Source organism: Prevotella fusca JCM 17724 (genome assembly GCF_001262015.1).
Lineage (GTDB): Bacteria > Bacteroidota > Bacteroidia > Bacteroidales > Bacteroidaceae > Prevotella > Prevotella fusca.
Genome location: NZ_CP012075.1, coordinates 1,071,164 through 1,088,536, shown reverse-complemented (window position 1 = coordinate 1,088,536; position 17,373 = coordinate 1,071,164). Strand labels below are relative to the sequence as shown.

Annotated in this window: 15 protein-coding genes and 1 tRNA gene; 10 read left to right on the top strand and 6 right to left on the bottom strand. The window is 48.3% G+C overall.

Annotated elements, in window-relative coordinates; genetic code table 11:
- Nucleotides 1–68 precede the first annotated feature (68 nt).
- From ADJ77_RS11755 to ADJ77_RS11710, 7 genes are all read left to right on the top strand, one after another.
- Complete coding sequence (locus ADJ77_RS11755) at nucleotides 69–1,781, top strand: RagB/SusD family nutrient uptake outer membrane protein (protein WP_025078218.1); 1,713 nt, start codon at nucleotides 69–71, stop codon at nucleotides 1,779–1,781.
- A gap of 23 nt (nucleotides 1,782–1,804) precedes the next feature.
- Entirely contained in the window at nucleotides 1,805–2,728 is a 924-nt protein-coding gene (locus ADJ77_RS11750) for a zinc-binding metallopeptidase (protein WP_025078217.1), read from the top strand.
- An 18-nt stretch (nucleotides 2,729–2,746) separates the two neighbouring features.
- A complete protein-coding gene (locus ADJ77_RS11745; protein WP_050696453.1) occupies nucleotides 2,747–4,507 on the top strand; it encodes a DUF4302 domain-containing protein in 1,761 nt (586 codons plus the stop codon).
- 7 nt (nucleotides 4,508–4,514) lie between these two features.
- Nucleotides 4,515–5,873: a BACON domain-containing protein gene (locus tag ADJ77_RS11740; RefSeq protein WP_050696452.1), complete on the top strand. Its 1,359-nt coding sequence runs from the start codon at nucleotides 4,515–4,517 to the stop codon at nucleotides 5,871–5,873.
- 639 nt (nucleotides 5,874–6,512) lie between these two features.
- On the top strand, nucleotides 6,513–7,823 hold the full coding sequence (locus ADJ77_RS11730; RefSeq protein ID WP_025078215.1) for a hypothetical protein: 1,311 nt from the start codon (nucleotides 6,513–6,515) through the stop codon (nucleotides 7,821–7,823).
- Between the two features lie 372 nt (nucleotides 7,824–8,195).
- A complete protein-coding gene (locus ADJ77_RS11720; RefSeq protein ID WP_025078213.1) occupies nucleotides 8,196–8,660 on the top strand; it encodes a MaoC family dehydratase in 465 nt (154 codons plus the stop codon).
- A 1,020-nt stretch (nucleotides 8,661–9,680) separates the two neighbouring features.
- Nucleotides 9,681–10,187 carry a MarR family winged helix-turn-helix transcriptional regulator gene (locus ADJ77_RS11710; protein WP_025078212.1) on the top strand — a complete coding sequence of 169 codons (507 nt, stop codon included), beginning with the start codon at nucleotides 9,681–9,683 and terminating at the stop codon, nucleotides 10,185–10,187.
- Here the strand turns inward: ADJ77_RS11710 and ADJ77_RS11705 are convergent.
- The gene (locus tag ADJ77_RS11705; protein WP_148301592.1) at nucleotides 10,145–10,405 is read right to left on the bottom strand and encodes a hypothetical protein; all 261 of its coding nucleotides are present in this window, start codon (nucleotides 10,403–10,405) and stop codon (nucleotides 10,145–10,147) included. The two genes, ADJ77_RS11710 and ADJ77_RS11705, sit on opposite strands and share 43 nt — an antisense overlap.
- A gap of 119 nt (nucleotides 10,406–10,524) precedes the next feature.
- On the opposite strand from ADJ77_RS11705, the gene ADJ77_RS11700 reads away from it, so the two are divergent.
- Together ADJ77_RS11700 and ADJ77_RS11695 are read left to right on the top strand one after the other, a co-directional pair.
- Nucleotides 10,525–11,007: a hypothetical protein gene (locus ADJ77_RS11700; protein WP_025078210.1), complete on the top strand. Its 483-nt coding sequence runs from the start codon at nucleotides 10,525–10,527 to the stop codon at nucleotides 11,005–11,007.
- 48 nt (nucleotides 11,008–11,055) lie between these two features.
- Complete coding sequence (locus tag ADJ77_RS11695) at nucleotides 11,056–11,442, top strand: hypothetical protein (RefSeq protein WP_025078209.1); 387 nt, start codon at nucleotides 11,056–11,058, stop codon at nucleotides 11,440–11,442.
- Nucleotides 11,443–12,026: 584 nt separating this feature from the next.
- Here ADJ77_RS11695 and ADJ77_RS11690 read toward each other — a convergent pair.
- Together ADJ77_RS11690 and ADJ77_RS11685 are read right to left on the bottom strand one after the other, a co-directional pair.
- Nucleotides 12,027–12,099: transfer RNA gene (locus tag ADJ77_RS11690), tRNA-Met, on the bottom strand.
- 104 nt (nucleotides 12,100–12,203) lie between these two features.
- Nucleotides 12,204–13,142 (bottom strand): HAD-IA family hydrolase, encoded by a 939-nt coding sequence (locus ADJ77_RS11685; RefSeq protein WP_025078208.1) that lies wholly within the window; start codon nucleotides 13,140–13,142, stop codon nucleotides 12,204–12,206.
- 268 nt (nucleotides 13,143–13,410) lie between these two features.
- On the opposite strand from ADJ77_RS11685, the gene ADJ77_RS11680 reads away from it, so the two are divergent.
- Nucleotides 13,411–15,111 carry a putative transporter gene (locus tag ADJ77_RS11680; RefSeq protein WP_050696450.1) on the top strand — a complete coding sequence of 567 codons (1,701 nt, stop codon included), beginning with the start codon at nucleotides 13,411–13,413 and terminating at the stop codon, nucleotides 15,109–15,111.
- A gap of 473 nt (nucleotides 15,112–15,584) precedes the next feature.
- On the opposite strand, the gene ADJ77_RS11675 is transcribed toward ADJ77_RS11680, so the two are convergent.
- The 3 genes from ADJ77_RS11675 to ADJ77_RS11665 form a co-directional block, all read right to left on the bottom strand.
- Nucleotides 15,585–16,001 carry an SMI1/KNR4 family protein gene (locus tag ADJ77_RS11675; RefSeq protein WP_025078207.1) on the bottom strand — a complete coding sequence of 139 codons (417 nt, stop codon included), beginning with the start codon at nucleotides 15,999–16,001 and terminating at the stop codon, nucleotides 15,585–15,587.
- 113 nt (nucleotides 16,002–16,114) lie between these two features.
- Nucleotides 16,115–16,684 carry a DUF6707 family protein gene (locus tag ADJ77_RS11670; RefSeq protein ID WP_025078206.1) on the bottom strand — a complete coding sequence of 190 codons (570 nt, stop codon included), beginning with the start codon at nucleotides 16,682–16,684 and terminating at the stop codon, nucleotides 16,115–16,117.
- Between the two features lie 92 nt (nucleotides 16,685–16,776).
- Entirely contained in the window at nucleotides 16,777–17,223 is a 447-nt protein-coding gene (locus ADJ77_RS11665; protein WP_025078205.1) for a hypothetical protein, read from the bottom strand.
- Nucleotides 17,224–17,373: the final 150 nt, after the last annotated feature.

The window sequence follows — 17,373 nt, the reverse complement described above, 5'->3', positions numbered from 1 at the left end:
TGTTCTGCCACTGTCTTCCGCCTCCGGAAGCTGAATCGGGAACTGAAGTAACTTAATATAGAAAGAATATGAAAATAAAGAATATCATATACAAGAGCAGTCTGGTGCTTGCATCCGCAGCGATGCTCGCATCCTGTTCCGACCAGTTGGATACGCTGCCCGACAACCGTACGACTTTGGATACACCGAAGAAGGTTGCGGGACTGCTGGTGACAGCCTATCCTGACCGTACACCGACACTCTTCAACGAGTGGATGTCTGACAATACTGACTACATGGGACCACGCAATAGCCTGGGCGACCGTGGCGGTGACCAGTACTTCTTCTGGCAGGAACATACGGAGGGTGGCAATGACTCACCAGAGCAGGTGTGGATGTTCTATTACGAAGGCATCTACAAGGCTAACGAGGCTCTAGCTGCCATCGAGGAACTCGGCGGTGCAAACAATGAGTCGCTCCGCAATTCAAAGGGTGAGGCACTGTTGCTGCGTGCCTATAACCACTTCATCCTTGCCAACGAGTTCTGCCGTCCTTACAATGGCAAGACCAGCACGACCGATGCAGGTATCTACTATGCAACCGACATTGCTGACTTCTCGGCAGGTGCACAGCAGGGTGAGCGTGGCAACGTGGCTGACGTCTATGCGAAGATAGCTGCTGACATTGAGGCTGGTATCCCGCTGATCAATGACACCTACGAGGTGCAGAAGTACCACTTCAACAAGAAGGCTGCCTACGCCTTTGCAACCCGTTTCTACCTCTATTATGAGAAGTGGGCCAAGGCAAAGGAATATGCTGACAGGCTCTTGGGCAGCAATCCGGCAGCCTCACTCCGCGACTACAAGGCACTGCAGGCAATGCCGCTGAGTAACTCTGACCAGGCTGTGAAGATTGCCGAGGCTTACTGTAACGTTGCGGCTGAGTGCAACCTGCTTATCCAGACCAGCGTCAGCAATGCCGGTATGGCACTTGCACCATGGAACTACTACAAGCGTTATGCCCTGACAAACTATCTCTCACAGACGGAGGTGGTTGAGAGCAACAACATCTGGGGGACGGAGTCGAACCTTATCTGGAAGCCGTTTACCATCAACCAGGGTGAGAGCAACTGTGCCATGACGATGAAGCTCCCACGTGAGGTGGAGATTGTCAACGTGACAACCGGTTCGGGTTATCTCCGTACGCTGAACGTCGACTTCACTATTGACGAGGCACTGCTCAACCGTGCTGAGGCTGAAATCATGCTCGGTCAGAACGATGCAGCCTGCGCTGACATGACAATTTGGATGCAGAACTACTTTAACACGTCAGTAACGCTCACACCGGCAAGTGTGACCGCTTACTTCAATTCCGTTCCTTATGCCTACGATGATGCTGAGAAGCTGGTGCCGAGTTTCAAGAAACACATCAGCCCACGCTTCACCATCGGTGCTGAAGGTTCTGAACAGGAGTCACTGCTGCAGTGCATGCTCAACTTCCGTCGTATCGAGACCGTACATCAGGGAATGCGCTGGTTCGACATCCGTCGTTACAACATCGAGATACCACGCCGTCTGATCGGTGCCAATGGCAAGCCGTTGAAGAACCTCGACTGGCTGGTGAAGGATGACCCACGTCAGACTGTACAGATACCACAGAGCATCCGTGAGGCTGGTGTAGCGGGCAACCCTACAAAGGCACTCAGCTCTTCTACAAAGCTCGTTGACATCTCACAGTACAAGAAGCCTGAGCTCTCGCTGGTCAACCAGCGTCCACTCAGCCCGGGTGTCATTACGTTTTAACAGCTAATTAAAAAGGAAAAGAAATGAAGAAGAATATATTGGCATTGTCGCTATTGGCAGCTGTCGCAGCAGGCTTCACTGCTTGTTCGGACGAAGACCTGTCAAGTGAGAGCGTCATCAAGCCCTCAAAGACGGCAGAGACTGTCTTTGACAAGTGGTTGCACAAGAACTTCGTCGTACCTTATAACATTCAGGTTCAGTGGCGTTATGAGGATAACGAGTCGGATATGTCTTACTATGATGTTCCTGCCGACTCTGCCCAGTCAGTTGAACTGGCACACATCATCAAGTACACCTGTGTAGAGGCTTACACGCAGGCAGCCGGCATCGACTTCACACGCCGCTACTTCCCGAAGCTCTTCAGCTTCCTCGGTGAGTTCGAGTTTGAGAACAGCGGGTCGTTCAAGCTGGGTACTGCCGAGGGCGGAAAGAAGATCCGTCTCCTGGGTGTGAACCATCTGGATGAGTACAAGAACAACCGTACCTACCTGGATGAGTATTATCTCAAGACCATCCACCACGAGTTCGTGCACATCGTCAACCAGACGAAGGACTATCCGCGCGAGTTCGGAAAGGTTACGCCGGGCGGTTATGTCAACGACTCATGGAGCTCAAGCAAGTACGGAACAGGCTTCGAACAGCGTGGCTTCGTAACTGCCTATTCGCAGAAGGAAGAGCGTGAGGACATTGCCGAGATGGTAAGTACTTATATCATCTCTACCAAGGAGCAGTGGGATGCTATCCTGAAGAAGGCTGTCATCGTCGATGCAAACGGCAAGGCGGTGAGCGACCAGCCGGGTGTGACTGCCATCAACAAGAAGCTCGAGATATGCAAACGTTACTACAAGGAGTCGTTCAATATCGACCTTGACAAGGTGCGTGATGCGGTTATCGAACGTGAGAACGACGTTGTCAGCGGCAGTTATAATCTGACAAATCTTAATTAATTAAGAAAGGATCATAATATGAAAGCAAAAAAACTATTTATATATCTTCTGCTTGCCTTGCCGGCACTTGTCCTCCAGTCATGTCTGACAGATCAGGATGATGTCTTCGACTCGTCTTACTCTGACCGTATGGAGAAGTTCCTGCAGCAGGCACAGGACACGCTGGTGAAGGCACAGCATGGCTGGGCTTTCGACTATTATCCTGAGAGCAACCAGTCTTACGGTGGTGTGGCTTATACCATCAGGTTCACCCGTGACAATGCCATCGTGCGTTATGAGAACAAGCCTGACGACGGAGAGGTGAAGTCGCTCTACAAGATGAAGGAGGACAGCGGACCGGTTCTGTCGTTCGATACCTACAATACGTTCCTCCACACCTATGCAACCCCTAAGCAGGGCGAGTTCCGTGGCAAGGAAGGTGACTTCGAGTTTGTTATCGACAGCATCGGTTCTGACTGCATCAAGGTGCACGGCAAGCGTTCGCTGAACCACATGTATCTCCGCAAACTCTCTGCTGATGCTGCTGAATACATGGAGAAGGTGACCGAACTTTCCAGCATCTTCATCTTCTCGGAGGTGAAGCTGAACATCGGCGGAAAGCCGTACACGCTCGTCATCACCGATGCTGACTCACGCCAGCTGGCTATCTATGACGGCACAACACGTGTCGTGGCTTCGGCTTATGCCTTTACCGACAAGGGCATCCGCCTCTACCAGCCGGTTACATTGAACGGTGTACGGGTGCATGACCTGACGTTTGATACCGCAACTGCGAAGCTGTCTGCCAACGGTGTTGAGACAACAGAGTCGTATGTTGATGTCAATACCGTTGCCAAGGTTCTTGGTAACATCAGCGTTTCAAATGGTGAAAAGACCGTCACGAAGGTCATTCCTTATCTTGACAAGCTCAACATCAGCTGCGATGCTTCATGGGTTCACCTCAGCAAGGAAGGCAACAAGCTGACCATTACGGTGGATGCCAATGCAATGGCTACACAGGCACGTGGTGCAAAGATCAAGATTTCAAACGGTGCTGACGAGGCTCAGGTACAGGTGCTGCAGTTCGACCTGCCGGCTCTGTTGGGTAATTACCAGCTCACGATGACTTCTCTCGTACGCGATGGCGGACAGATGAAGTTTGTCCAGAACACACGTACTGCCAAGATCAGATACGTGGGCAGCGGAAACAACAGGAAGTACTTCCTCGATGTAGAGAGTCCATACGGTGCAAACTACCTCTTCCAGCTTACTTACGTGGCTTCGGCACATGCCTTCCTGATGCAGTCAGGACAGAAGGTGATGACTCTCAGAAGCTCAAGTGCAACCTACTATATCGGTAATGCCTTCAATATTGATGCAAGCCGTGGTACAGGAGCAGGCAATGGTGCCTACAACCTTATTACCTTCAACATCGCTGACAATGGCGACATCAGTGCGTCACTGTGCGGTCCGTTGTTCCTGATTTCCAACGGACAGCCTCAGTACACGGGTCTGACCACAGAGCGCATCGTCCTCTGGGCATACACAGGTGAGCCGTTCTCACAGGATAACATGGCAGGATATTGGGACAGATGGCTCAACCCTGTGCTGACGAAGAAGGCTTCAGGTTCATCACCGGCAAAGCCTGCAGAGTCGCTTGACGAGCATCTGGACGGTGGAAACGGCGGTGCGGCACTCGTGATGCCACAGTATATGCCTAACCGTGTTGCCCGCCTTGATGTGGACTGGAACACTTTTCTTCCAGCATGGAATAAGAAACAAGTAGAATTAAATAAGTGATTGGCTTATGAAAAAGATATTCAATATCGGTTTCCTCTTTGCTGTCGCTGCAGGCTTCGTTGCCTGCAGTGACGACAACGATGCGGGTAGCAGCTACCTGCGCGAGAACCCTGTACAGGTGGTCAGTTCAAACCTCTTCTTCAATGCCAATGCACAGAAGGGTGGTGTGAAGTTTACCGCACCTGCCGGCTCAACGGTATCCGTCAGTGAGACATGGGCTACTGCCGAGCTGAAGAACGATTCTGTAGTTGTCAGTGTTACCAACAATGCGGCTGTTGACAGTCGTTCTGCTGTGCTGACAATCAAGAACGGAGCTGACTCGACAAATGTCCCAATCCTCCAGACCGGGGCTGTCTTCAAGTACACGGGTGAGAAGTATTACGTTGTCAGCGATGAGGCAACAACACTCACACTGCCTTACACGAAGGTGGGAGCAGAGCCTGCCATCAGTCTTGCCGACAATGGCGATGCACCAGTAGTAGCATCAACCGAGGACAAGGGTAATGCTTTCGTGGCGCATTTCAATGCCAACACAACGGGCGAGGTGCGCACAGTCAATCTTGTTCTGAAGAATCAGGACAAGTGTGATACCATCATGGTAACACAGGGAAGTTTGAACGATTTTATCGGAAAGGAATATCATCTCTATGGGTATGACCTGCTGAAACTCACGTCTTCTACTAAGAGTATGGATGAACTCGTAACCCAGATTTCGGGTAAGCTGGTGAAGGTTTCTGATTCTGAGGTGGCACTTGATGTCAATAACTCTGAAATGGAGTTGCACTTCGGCTTTGACCCTTCAACGCTGAGCTTTAGCATCAAGGGCAATGATGTTATCCTGAAGGAGACGGCTGCAAGCGGTGTTACGCTTCGCAAGACGGCAATCTGGGACAAGGATTTCTATGCTGCTTTGGCAAAGTTGTTCAATCAGGCTACGCAGGCTCATTCAGCAGGCAAGCTGAGTGATGACGAATACAACAGCTTCGTCGGCTCAACGGTGCCGGCTATCTTTGACATCTTTGCATCAAGATACCTGTCTATGTCTGCCCCTATGCTTGCTTCTAAGGAAGATGGTGTGGTCATGGGACTCTTTGCGGACAGTGGTACCAATGCCGACTTCATAGGCAAGCAGAAAGGCTTGGGGGAATTGGGCTTCCCTATCAATAACTTCAACGCAAACATGTTAGGCGTTTACGAGTACACCCGGGTCGGACAGAAGGATAAGTTCAAGAAGCCATTGCTCCTCCTTCAGGTTCCGTTGCTCTATCACATGCTGCCGCAAGGCTCTAATGCCAAGCCGGCTGACCTCCTTCGGGAAAGAGCAAAGGTAAGTCTGCCAATGCTCAAGGCGATGGCAAAGGTTTAGGAGTGAGAGAGTTTCAAGTTTACGAGTTGACAAGTTGCTTGTTTGGTTTACGAGTAGACAGGTTTACGGATTCATGTGTTGCCTGTTACTTGCTGCAAGAAACTCGGAGACATCAGATTTATAGCTTAGAATCAGGCATTAGCTGCATCGCAGCTAATGCCTGATTGCTTTTCACTCCTTCGCTCCGTGTGAAACCTTGATAATCCGGGCATATTCTCACAGCTCCATAATGTTGCAGGATTCCACTGACCCCGTCAGAAACAAAACACCCTTTTGTAAGAATAAAGTCACGCATGGAATATAACAGATGCTTAATTGCATTGCAACTAAGCCTTAATTGACCTGCAACTAAGCCTTAATTGAACGCTTAAAGGGCGTTAGTTGGAACGCAATTCGGCACTGATAATTCTGCAGTTCTATAATTATCTGATCCATGGCAGTCTTTCCCTTATCCGTTTCCTGCTTCCGATGCCCTGCCTCGGAACAACCTCCTCCCGTCTTTCCTCAAGCCTTTCCGCTGCCCAGTCCCGCTTTTCCCGTCCTTCCCCTTTCTCCGTTTCGGATATTTTTTGTAAATTTGTCCCATCATATTGCTCCAAGGGCATGGCATTACAAATAATCAGTCAATAAACACAAGATATGGATAATACGACATTGGGCTCACAGGCGTGGACCGAGGTGAATTATCAACCCGATAACTATAGCTCCTTCGTGAGGACTCCGCTCCTCGGCAAGTCTACACGTTTCAGCCTCTGCCGGGAAGGGCAGGAGGCAAAGCAGGTGCAACAGAGCTCCGTCGTCTTCCGTCGGAAAGGTACGGAGGAGTGGGGTGATACTGCCCCCGTGGGACGCATCGAGGCAAAGGTAATCGGCGATGAAGGCGAGGAGGTGAAGCCCGTCGGGATAATCAGCCTGGGCGTGGAACCGGCGGAATTCCTGCAGGTGGAACGGTTGGAGCCAAAGTCTACCGTCTTCAGCATTCACTGGAATCACGGTGAGGTTGAGGTGGAGGATGCACGGAAAGTGGACGACGGATACGAGGTGCACAAAGCCGACCTCAGTGACGGCAGGCCGCTGCTCTGCACGCTGATGCCTGCTGATGGCAGTACTCCGTTCACGTTGGAACTTCATCTGCCGTTCGCAGGATTCAATATCACCGACCCTGATGGTAGGATGGTGACAGGCGAACTGAAAATATCCGTCGCTGAATTGTCGGTTTTTAACTATAGTTTTGTGGGCAACAGCAGCGACGACCGTTTTGCTGTCAGTTTGAGCGACCTCGGTCAGTCGTATCAGTATATATGGTACGAGGACGGCACACTGTCGGTTCGCAACCGGTATGGAAATATGGAAAAGGTAGGCGACCAGCCTGCTACGGGCAAGCTGTCGGCACTGATGATGGGCTCGTTCAATGCCCTTGTGAAGCATAAGGACAGCCGTTGGCGCATCATGGTGGCGAAGGGCTCGGTGCCAGTCGAGGGAATCGAGCTTGACCCGGTACGCCTTGCACGCTCTGTCTTCCAGCGTCTGCAGGAGGAAGGTGTTGACGAGGACGCACTGGCAGAAGAACTGCTTGTGAGGGAAGAGAAGCTGGCGTTCCAGTGGTTCTGGCTGAAGGCTGACGACTGGGGCTATGAACATCTGTCTGACTTGCTCGGTCTTGACGGCATTGAGCAGGACCAGCAGAAGATGATGGAACTGGCACGGCTCTATAACCGTTACGACCGTTTCATGCAACGGCTGCGCTGTGAGTCGTTGGCGAAGAAGTCGCCTGCACAGGCTGATATGACCCAGATGCGCAATAACAGGCGTAAGATCGCCCTTTGTCTGGAGCGTTTGCAGCGCCATGCATCGGGGGAGGAGCCGATGTGGTGGCTCAACAGCGAGGCACGTCACGAGACACTCTACTACTTCCGCTCTTTCCATAGTGCCTTTACGGGCATCAGATGATTCAGGAAGTCTCACGTCATCCCTGCTTCTCCCGCCAGTTCCGGGGCGTGTTTCACCTCACTTTCACATCTGCCAGTTGGTTTGGAAGAGTGATTCGCAACACCTTCAGTCCTGTCAGTTGATTTGGGAAATCCGAAAGTTTTTAGTATTTTTGCAGGGTGATAACTGGCAGGAGGCATTGGTCAAAGCCTGTAATAAACCTTGCCACTCCAACAATTGCAGCCCCACTGGCAACCATAAGCGACACATAAGCCACCCATAAGCGGCACCCGCCAGCATCATTCGCAAGCGGCTCGTAACCGCTTATCTCCGCCTGTCGCCGCTTGTCTCCCATGCATCCCCCAACCCCTAAACTTCAAGAAAACAATAACTATGGCAAAATTAACAGTAAACAATTACGATGAGCTTGCTGCCCGTCTGGGCGAAAAGCTCGGCGAGAGCGAATGGATTCTCGTTGACCAGGAAAGAATAAACCTCTTTGCTGACGCAACCCTCGACCATCAGTGGATTCATGTTGAGCCGGAGCGTGCTGCAGTGGAAAGCCCTTACAAGAGCACAATCGCCCACGGTTATCTGACGCTCTCGCTGCTTCCGCACATGTGGCAGGAAATCATTGAGGTGAATAATCTCAAGATGATGGTCAACTACGGTATGGACAAGATGCGCTTCGGTCGTCCGGTTCTCACCGGTTCACGTATCCGTCTTGTTGCATCGCTCGACAGCATCGAGAACCTCCGTGGTATCTGCAAGGCTGGCATCAAGTTCCAGATTGAGATTGAGGGTGAGCGCAAGCCGGCACTTGAGGGCATCGCTACCTTCCTTTATTACTTTGAGTAATCGGCAGTAAGCTGCCCCTATCTGTTATAGAACAGGCGTTTGCAAGTGTTTTTATGCACCTGTAAACGCCTGTTTCCGTTGTTTTTCCCACTCTGAGTCCCGTCCTGTTCCTGTCCTTTTTCTGTTCATCCGTTAAGCCCAAATCATTAGAGATTTTGGAGGGCAAAGTGTTATGAGCTGCTATCAGTTGTTGAAGATAATATATTGCTTTGCAGATAAGGCGTTGAAAAATCATGACATAATTTCAGATAAAACATCTACTAATAAAGGCAAGAACACGCATGAAAAGCAAGTTTGCAACCAACAGTAAATCAACTGGTTATAAGGTCGTGTAAGAAAAGGTGCTTAATTGGACTTCAAAAGGGCGTCAGTAAGGTCTCAAAAGGGCGTCTATTGCAACTCAATTGGGCGTCTTTTAGAAGCCAAAAGACCATGTATTGGTTTTGAGGTGCATGAAAATAGTTTACAAACATAGGTTGGGTATGGGGATGAGTTGTTTATAGAAGACGGCAAACTTGTTAATAGATAGGCAAAATATTTTGTTTGTCTTTCTACATTACATCTTGTAACTTGTTCCCCTTTGTAGGACCATCTGTTTTCGGATAGTCATACCATGCAGGTATGTAATCCTTTATAATTACAATCTATGTGTTTAACGGAAGAACCCTTTTCCCTCTGTTCTCCTTTCTTCCCTCTCCTTTTTTATCATCCCATCTCCCCCTTCTCCCTGTTAAATCTCCCTCCTTTCTGGGTTTTCTTTTCCTCTATGACCATTGCTTTCATGAGCTCGGAGTTTCCCTTCGGAACAGCTATTTGAATATATCGAAAGTGTTAATGGGGGATTTCAGAGTATTTAAAAGAGTTTTGCTTTCCGTGCAATAAATGTTAAATCCTTTCTTGTATCAGTAGTGTTAGGTGGAAATTATTGTATCTTTGCAGAAATTAATACCGCTTCTGGTAACAAATAGATCAGGATAAAATAAATATTATTGACTCTCAAAAGCATTATTAAGAAGAAAGATGGCATACGACCAATTAAAACTCCACAGCCAACTCTGTTTCAGACTGTACACAGCCAGCCGACTTATCACACAGACGTATTATCCATTGCTCGACAAACTGGGCATCACCTATCCGCAATACCTCGTACTGATGGTGCTGTGGGAGAAAGACGGATTGAAAGTAATGGAACTTGCACGACGCCTTTATCTCGATTCAAACACGATGACACCGCTTGTCCAGCGCATGGAAAAGGTAGGGCTTGTCAACCGTGTAAAAAATGAAAAGGATGCACGTGAGACCTTTGTTTCGCTTACCAAACACGGAAAGGAACTGGAAGAGATGGCCAAGGACATCCCCTTCTGCATGGTTGACAAGGTGCTTGGAGGAGCGGAGGGACAGGAAAGAATCAAGCCTGTTACACAGGAGCTTGACGGTATCATTGCACGTCTTTCCGAGCAGCGCACCAAGGCAAAGGAGGCTGCCTATACAAGGCTCCGTGAGGAACGTGCCACGTTGAGGAAATAACCTGCTGCGTGAAAGAAATAAACTGTGGCTGTATCGAAGCACTGGAGCGTGTCAATGCTTGTTTCGATACAGCCACAGTTGCGTTTTGTCCAGTCTGCTTGTCGGTGCAGGATATGCAGAAACCAGCCGCTGCTCATAGTATATAAACCACGCTGATACCGGCAAATCACGGCAGTAAACAGCTTGGGAATATGCCCGATGATGTGTGCTTTTTTCATTTTTTCTTCCTTTTCTTGCTTATTATCCATATTTTTCATAAATTTGTAACGTGTCATATTACGGTTGCACGCAAGGAAAGCGGGCATTCGCAGGCATGGGATAAACCTAACGAAACAGAATGAAAAAGATACTACTCCTACTCACCGCCCTCCTCTTCGCTACGGGGATGCAGGCGCAGAGAGATGTTGTCTCGGTGGCTGATGCCATCAAGATTTTCCAGGCAAAGACGCTCTACACGGGCAAGCAGGTGCTGGAAAGGCAGGGATACAGCTATAAAGGCGTCTCGTCCGACGAGTTCGGGAAGGATTATAACTGGGTGAAGAACATGAATCTGACAAAGGATTTCCTCCCGACAGCCATGAAGCGTGGCAACTCAAGCATGGTTCTTCTTGCACAGAACGGCAAGACGGTCTACGTGTATGTGTTCAACCGCACAGCCTTCGCAGGGCTGCAGTCGCAGGTGAAGGCGATGGGCTATGACATGGGCAACGCTGTGAAGGGCGACAAGAGTACGCTGATCTGCACGAAGGAGAACCAGCCGACGGTTACTTTCCTTATTCTCCAGCAGCCTCTGCCGTACTGCATGCAGATTACGGAATGAAGTAGAACGGAAAGAAAAACAGGAACAAACAGATAAAGGCAAGACAGAATGAAGAAGAAACCAACCTATAAGACCCCTGTGTCCATCTGCGCCATCGCTCTGGTTGTAGGTGCGATAATCCTTGCAATCCTTATGGAGACTCGCCAGATGGCACCGCCCCGTAAGTATGAGGTGGATATGTCGGGTGAGGTCATCGGTATTGACAACGGTCCGAAGACTCCTGTGTTCACGAAGGAGGAAATCGAGGAAAAGGAAGTCAAAGAGGAGAAACAGCAGGAGGAAAAACCCAAGGAGGTTGCGCCAAAGGTGGAAGAACCTACAGAACCCGAGCAGCCAGTCATCGTTCCTGATGTTCCGGAAGGACAGGCGGAACCAAGCGTAAAGGCTCCGATGCCGGAAATCAAGAAGCCGACAATCGACAAGATTGAATATTGATCAACGTGTACACGAAGGCGGCTGTTGACAAGATTGCATATTAATAAGGTGTGGATAAAGCACGTGGAGGGTCAAGGGAAAGTTTGTATCCGTCCGTTCTGAACGCTCCCTTTGTAAATAAAACATCATAAGATTATGCATCCGTTCTTTGAAGCAAGCATCAATAGCGTTCCAATCAGTGCTTAGTTGTAATGCAAAAGGGCGTTAATTGGACTGCAATTAGGCGTCAGTAGCAACGCTGTTAAGCACCAGTTCGTGCACTGTCTTGTAACCGATTGGTTGTCTGATTGTTATAAAGCATAAAGAAAGACCTGCCTTTCCCTGTCCGAGAACAAGGAAAGGCAGGTCTTGTTGTAAATATATTTCAGGCGGATGAAGGGTGAAAACCTCCCCTGTCTCCTCCGAAGGGGGGCGTGTGTTGCCACCTGTAAACCCCCATCGTCATCTATGGCATCCCATTGCTGTCTGCAACATCGCCTCCTTCGGAGGAGCTTGCGGAGGTTTCCAGGGGAGCGGTTTTCGCAGATTATTACATACGAAAACAGCTTAGAAACCTTATCTCTAAGCGTTTCTAAGCTGTGTAGTTGCGGGTGCAGGACTCGAACATGCGACCTCCAGGTTATGAGCCTGGCGAGCTACCAACTGCTCCAACCCGCGATGTTAATTATCAATGAAATTCATTCATGAACCGAAGTGCATTCCTGAATTGCGAGTGCAAAGGTAGTGGTTTTCTGTGTAACCGCCAAATGATTATACATAATTTAACACATTATCCACTCTGCACCTGCTTCTTCCAGACTCTCCCGGCTTCCGTTTCCGTAGGTCACACCACAGGTATGTGTACCTGCATTCCGTCCCATGAGAATATCAAACTCGGTGTCACCTACGACAAGTGTTTCGTGAGCCTCTACATTGAAGTGATGCAGGGTACGGGTGACGGGCTCTGCTGCCGGTTTCTGATTCGTAACATTGTCGGCACCAATGAGATAGGTGATGTATGAGGATAGCTTTAAATCCTGTACAAGAGAGGCGAGGGAGTGGTGGCTTCGGCTGCTTGCAATAGACATCTTTATACCCCGTTCCGACAGCCTTTCAAGGGTTTCTTTGACGCCGGGAAAGGCAGTCACGGCACCGGGAACGTTCTTCACATTGAATATCTCCCGATAGGTTTCGGCACACTGTTCCGCCTGCTCGTCGGTCATGGGGATGATAGAGGAAAAGCATTCCTTCAGCGGTAAGCCTATCGTGCGGGCACACTCCTCACGGGTACGTTCGGGCAGGTTGAGTTTCTCGATTGTGGCAAGCATCGTGTCGGTGATAAGCTGCTGCGAGTCGCCGAGAGTTCCGTCGAAGTCGAAGATGACAAGACGGATTCCTGCGAGAATATCGGGATTGGAGAAGAGGTCGGGACAGCAGCGGACGGGCTCACTGTATGTCGGTGCTTCGTTGTTTTCCTGTGCCTTCTTCCGTCGGAAATAACCTTTCACACGCTTGTATCCTTCCTTTCCAAGGATTGCAATGCCGCCATATTGAAAGCTCTTTGCCAGTCCGAAGAACACGGTCAGCAGTATTCCTTTCGTGGCAGTTGACACTGGCAGAAACATCTGGGCAAAGGAAAGGACATAGAAAGGTACGCACATAAGCAGCACGATGACACCTGTGCGGAAAGAGAGCGTTTGTAGTTTGTTTTTGATTGACATGTCTGTTCTGGACTTCGTTTTAATCGGCAAATATAGACAAAATCTTCCTATTATCAGCCATTTGTGATGAAAAACGGTGATAATTGTTGGAGTCTGGGAGGCTTTTGATGGTGTTCCGGATGGCTTTCTGTGTCTTTTCAAAGAAGTTCTCACACATATCAGGCGCAGCTAACTACCCCGAAAAGCAGACAGTTATTTAAAATTCGCCACCAAAGATTAGTTTATATGCTTTTAAATCCTTACCTTTGCACCCATATAAATAATACTTATGACTTGGTTAACTGATATTTTTTCTCCGGACAAACAGGATACTGTAGTTCACATTGTGGCATTGTATTCCTGTGTTATTGCCTTGGGTGTCTATCTTGGCAAGATTAAGATTGGAGGTATCTCGCTTGGCGTTACCTTTATTTTGTTTGTGGGCATCGTTGCCGGGCACATTGGTTTTACGGGACCACTGCCTATCCTTAACTTCCTGCAAGACTTCGGTTTGATTCTGTTTGTCTTCATGATTGGTCTACAGGTGGGGCCGGGCTTCTTCGAGAGCTTCGGTAAAGGCGGTCTTAAACTTAACATCCTCTCGACTGTAGCGATACTGCTTAACATCCTTGTGATGTTTGCCTGCTACTTTATCTTCTTCGATACCAAGGATAGCAGCAGCCTGCCTATGATGATAGGTACGCTCTACGGTGCCGTAACGAATACGCCGGGTCTCGGTGCTGCCAATGAGGCACTGTACAGTGTCTTCAAGAATGGCATGAACTTCGACATTGCTTCGGGTTATGCCTGTGCCTATCCGTTGGGTGTACTTGGTATTATCGGTGCGACAATTGCCGTGCGTTATATCTGCAAGGTGAACCTCAAGGAAGAGAACGATAAGCTGCAGGAGGAAGAGGCTGAGAATCCACAGGCGAAGCCCCATTCGATGTATCTTAGGGTGGAGAACACCTACATCGCAGGGCGGAAGCTGAAAGAGATTTCGGAGTTCCTCAACCGTGACATTGTCTGCACGCGTCTCATGCACAACGGTGAGCTGACCCTTCCGACGGTTGAAACCGTCTTTGAGATGGGTGACGAGATACTCATCGTCAGTGCCGAGAGTGACGCAAAGGCTATTCAGGCATTCATCGGTCCGGAAATCGAGGTTGACTGGCACGAAGAAGACCAGCCGCAGCGTATGATCAGCCGTCGTATTATCATCACGAACAGCGCAATCAACGGTAAGACACTGGGCAAGATGCACTTCCGTTCAGTCTATGGCGTGAACGTGACACGCATCAGCCGTCAGGGTATGGACCTCTTTGCCGGTCGCAACCACTGCTTCATTGTGGGCGACCGTATCATGGTTGTCGGTCCGGAGGAGAATGTGAACCGTGTTGCCCAGCTGATGGGTAACTCCGAGAAACGTCTCTACACGCCGAACATCGCAACCATCTTCATCGGCATCATCGTCGGTGTCATCTTCGGAAGTCTGCCTATCTCTATCCCCGAGATGCCTGTAGCAATGAAGCTCGGTCTGGCTGGTGGTCCGCTGATTATCGCCATTCTGTTAGGTCGTTTCGGTCATCGTATGGGACTTGTGACCTACACCACAACGTCAGCCAACATGATGCTGCGTGAGATTGGTCTGGCACTCTTCCTTGCGTCCGTAGGTATAAAGGCTGGAGCGAGCTTCTGGCAGACAGTTATTCAGGGCGACGGATTGAAGTATGTCTACACAGGTTTCATCATTACCATTATCCCGATTCTCATCGTTGGAACCATCGCCCGTCTGAAGTATAAGTTCAATTACTTCACCATCATGGGTATGCTTGCCGGAACCTATACCGACCCTCCAGCACTGGCTTACGCCAATTCAATCTGTGCAGGTGAGGCTCCAGCCATCGGTTACTCAACGGTTTATCCGCTCAGCATGTTCCTCAGAATCTTCACGGCACAGGTGCTCGTGCTGTTCTTCTGTCACATGTAGGGGTAATAAAACCATATAATCCTCTTTAATCCCTTCGGAATACTTCAGTTATTCCATACTGGAACTCCCCCGACCTCTCCGAAAAGGAGGGGTCGGGGGAGTCTTTTTTGTCCTGTTTTTTCCTCTTGTCATTTTCAATCTATGCTTTCCAGCACTCGAATTAAGCCCCAATTGACGTTCAATAGGGCGTTAATTGAAGTCCAAAAGGGCGTTAATTGAAGTCCAATTAAGCACCTTTTTCTGCATAGCTTTGTAATGTATTGGACAGCAGTTAGTTATATGTGCGAAACGAAAAGGGTTTTCATACGTGTTTCAAGGCAGGAAGATAAACTTTTATGTAAATATATTTCAAAGTTCCGGCTACGGCAAAACGATGTTCGTTTTTTATCGAAAAGACAGGGAGTTAACCTTATTCTGTTTCAGTCCAAGGCGGGTCATTTGAGGCTGAACATATTTTTATAGCCAGCCTATAATCAATGAAATGAACCCAGGAAATCAGTGAATGACTTTGACACCAAAGTGTAGTTCTTATCCTCCAAGAACTCCGTTTCAATGATGAATATATGCCCATACGTGTCTGCTTCTAACGATATGAGATACATATTGCCACCATTATCGTAGGCAAAGGGTATTTTCCCGTCAAAGACAATGCCGCTTTTACCGTAATCAGCTATTATCTTCTCGACAGGCAGCCGCCCGTATTTTATAGGGTAGAAACCGTTTATGGTAAGAACATTCGCAATTCCTTTCACGTATTCGTATGGAGGGTAGCCGCCGTTATGCTTCAGATAATGCTCTTTGAAAGCCATCGGAAGTTTGATGTTGAACTGCTGTTCAAAAGCAGCTAATTCAGCGGTTGTCAGTTGTTGTTCTGTTTGTTCAAATTCCATATTGCCTGTTTTAAGTAGATGATAGCCTCTTGTTGTCCTTTTTCCGAACCGCAACAGCCTTGTTCCTGCTTTATGAATCGTGCGGCTTCACCATTGTTTTTGTGGCGAAACGCTTACTTATAAGAAGAAATAACCTGCGTTATCTTATCCTCTATCAATGACATCTTTAATGACAGTTGCTCATCGGTGAGGTCACTTTCATTGAATGTTCTTATGAATATAAGTTCGCTAAAATATGGGATGACTTTAAGAAAATCCACTCTCTTATCTTCCTCCTGGAAAGGGAATTCCCTCTTGTTTAGCAGGAAACCCTTAGCCCTTCTTTGGAATGCTTTTCTGCATATTTTCCTTACAGCCTCACTTTCTGCATAGTCCAAGGTAGTTTTTAGCTTCTCTTTTAACCGATGGTTTGCATAATTATCCAGATGAATTTGCAGAAGGATAGCCCCTTCTGTCCAAGTCCATTTATCATAGTTTCCCTCAAATTCTTCTTTTGTCAGGATGCTCAGAAACTGTTTTGCAGTAGCGTCCTTCTTGTCGAAATAAGCGCAATAGGCTGCATACATCAGGTATTCTAACCTTTCCTCTGCACCCGCTTTTGAGATGTTCCAATCTTTGAAGAGCTCTCCAAAAGGCATACGATGAAGGAACTCTGTGCTGATTCCGTTAAGTAAATCTTCCATAAAAATGCTGTTTAGTTTGCTTTTGTCAGCTTGGTAGCAGTAAGCCGGAACTTCTATGACGAGAAGGGATAAGCAAAACGGCTTCTAAAAGGTTATCTGTCTTTCGGAACAATTCCCATGTCTTCCATACAATTTAACAGAATAGTACTGATGTAATTGCCTTTTTGTCTGCTGATACAGGCTGTGGCATAGGTCATTGAAGCTACGTATCGTTCCCCGATATAAGCTGGGTCAGTGAGGACAGGCATCGAGTAATAGGCGTTCTTCTTGTTCTCTAAGTCAATATACCATTTGCCACCGATGTGTTTTCTGAAGGTTTCACCGATATAAATAGTTATATAGTCCAGCAGCTTCTTCTCTGCTATCAAGTCGTTATGATGCTTGAAATTAGCGAGAATCCACCCCTCTATTTCATCCAATGACTTGATACTGTAATCCAATGTCAAGCCGTTTTCCTGTGCAAATTCGCCTGTGAAATACTCCATCTTGTCAGGGATGAAGAATATCCAGTCTTGAAAGTTCTCTTGTGTATATGCCATAATCAGCTCGTTTCAAGGGTTTCTATTATGTTGTTTTCCTTACAATGGTTGACGTTCTTTCCTATCAACATGTCCCTTCCCTTCCCCGAGCAACTGTTCTTCTCTTGTCGATTCAGGGACCATAGTCCCGACAAAGATAGGAAAAATAAT

Excerpts from the sequence above, each read along its gene's own strand:
- ADJ77_RS11755 (WP_025078218.1), top strand. The coding sequence starts at position 69 with ATGAAAATAAAGAATATCATATACAAGAGCAGTCTGGTGCTTGCATCC.
- ADJ77_RS11750 (WP_025078217.1), top strand. The coding sequence starts at position 1,805 with ATGAAGAAGAATATATTGGCATTGTCGCTATTGGCAGCTGTCGCAGCA.
- ADJ77_RS11745 (WP_050696453.1), top strand. The coding sequence starts at position 2,747 with ATGAAAGCAAAAAAACTATTTATATATCTTCTGCTTGCCTTGCCGGCA.
- ADJ77_RS11740 (WP_050696452.1), top strand. The coding sequence starts at position 4,515 with ATGAAAAAGATATTCAATATCGGTTTCCTCTTTGCTGTCGCTGCAGGC.
- ADJ77_RS11730 (WP_025078215.1), top strand. The coding sequence starts at position 6,513 with ATGGATAATACGACATTGGGCTCACAGGCGTGGACCGAGGTGAATTAT.
- ADJ77_RS11720 (WP_025078213.1), top strand. The coding sequence starts at position 8,196 with ATGGCAAAATTAACAGTAAACAATTACGATGAGCTTGCTGCCCGTCTG.
- ADJ77_RS11710 (WP_025078212.1), top strand. The coding sequence starts at position 9,681 with ATGGCATACGACCAATTAAAACTCCACAGCCAACTCTGTTTCAGACTG.
- ADJ77_RS11705 (WP_148301592.1), bottom strand. The coding sequence starts at position 10,405 with ATGAAAAAAGCACACATCATCGGGCATATTCCCAAGCTGTTTACTGCC.
- ADJ77_RS11700 (WP_025078210.1), top strand. The coding sequence starts at position 10,525 with ATGAAAAAGATACTACTCCTACTCACCGCCCTCCTCTTCGCTACGGGG.
- ADJ77_RS11695 (WP_025078209.1), top strand. The coding sequence starts at position 11,056 with ATGAAGAAGAAACCAACCTATAAGACCCCTGTGTCCATCTGCGCCATC.
- ADJ77_RS11685 (WP_025078208.1), bottom strand. The coding sequence starts at position 13,142 with ATGTCAATCAAAAACAAACTACAAACGCTCTCTTTCCGCACAGGTGTC.
- ADJ77_RS11680 (WP_050696450.1), top strand. The coding sequence starts at position 13,411 with ATGACTTGGTTAACTGATATTTTTTCTCCGGACAAACAGGATACTGTA.
- ADJ77_RS11675 (WP_025078207.1), bottom strand. The coding sequence starts at position 16,001 with ATGGAATTTGAACAAACAGAACAACAACTGACAACCGCTGAATTAGCT.
- ADJ77_RS11670 (WP_025078206.1), bottom strand. The coding sequence starts at position 16,684 with ATGGAAGATTTACTTAACGGAATCAGCACAGAGTTCCTTCATCGTATG.
- ADJ77_RS11665 (WP_025078205.1), bottom strand. The coding sequence starts at position 17,223 with ATGGCATATACACAAGAGAACTTTCAAGACTGGATATTCTTCATCCCT.